The organism is Endozoicomonas atrinae, from assembly GCF_001647025.1.
GTDB classification, from domain to species: Bacteria; Pseudomonadota; Gammaproteobacteria; order Pseudomonadales; family Endozoicomonadaceae; genus Endozoicomonas; species Endozoicomonas atrinae.
This window is the reverse complement of record NZ_LUKQ02000719.1, coordinates 1-631: the sequence shown is the minus strand read 5'-3', so window position 1 is coordinate 631 and position 631 is coordinate 1. Positions and strand designations below refer to the sequence as shown.

At 58.5% G+C, this 631-nt stretch carries 2 protein-coding genes; both read left to right on the top strand.

Annotated elements, in window-relative coordinates; genetic code table 11:
* Window positions 1-411, top strand: a 411-nt coding sequence (locus tag AK963_RS34285) for a hypothetical protein (RefSeq protein WP_202969962.1), incomplete at its 5' end; no start/stop codon positions are given.
* The coding region (locus AK963_RS30250; RefSeq protein ID WP_139117831.1) for a hypothetical protein at window positions 411-631 on the top strand (221 nt) is incomplete at its 3' end. The genes AK963_RS34285 and AK963_RS30250, both read left to right, overlap by 1 nt.

Sequence of the window (631 nt, the reverse complement as noted above, 5' to 3'; positions counted from 1 at the left end):
GCCACGGTGCAGAATCTCCTGCGGGAAGACGGCACCCGATTGGAAAGCCGTGATCTGCTGCCGCCTTACCTCGCTTCCGGTACCCCTTATTACTACCGCCATGTTGAAACCACTGCCCTGAGCGTTGCCCCGATCCCGGACAAGAATGTCATGCACGATATTGAGCTGACATTGATGCCATCGTTTGCTACCACAGAAGTGCCGGACGAGGTGGGCAACCTGACTCTTGAGTTTGCCTGCTGGGGTGTACTGGCGGATTTGCAAATGATGCCCGATGAGCTCTGGACCAACCCGCAGCTTGCAGAGGTCAATCGGCAGAAGTACGAGAAGGAACTCAACCGCAAGCGCATCCGTGGACTGGTCGGGGTCAGTGGTGGCGAACAGTCAGTAACCCGCAGGCGGTTTGTCTGATGGCCATTCCCGCTTCCACTACCCTGCCTGCCTTTATCCGGGGTGACAGCTATTCCGTGCCGGTGTCGTTCAGTAGTGAGGATGGCACGTCGCTGGACCTGACCGGATGGACGCTGCTCTTCACCCTGAAGTTTCACCGGATGCAGCCGGATGACGAGGCCGTGCTGCAAAAACGGATGACCGTATCCGGCACGACGGCGGTGATGTACCTGGCACCGGA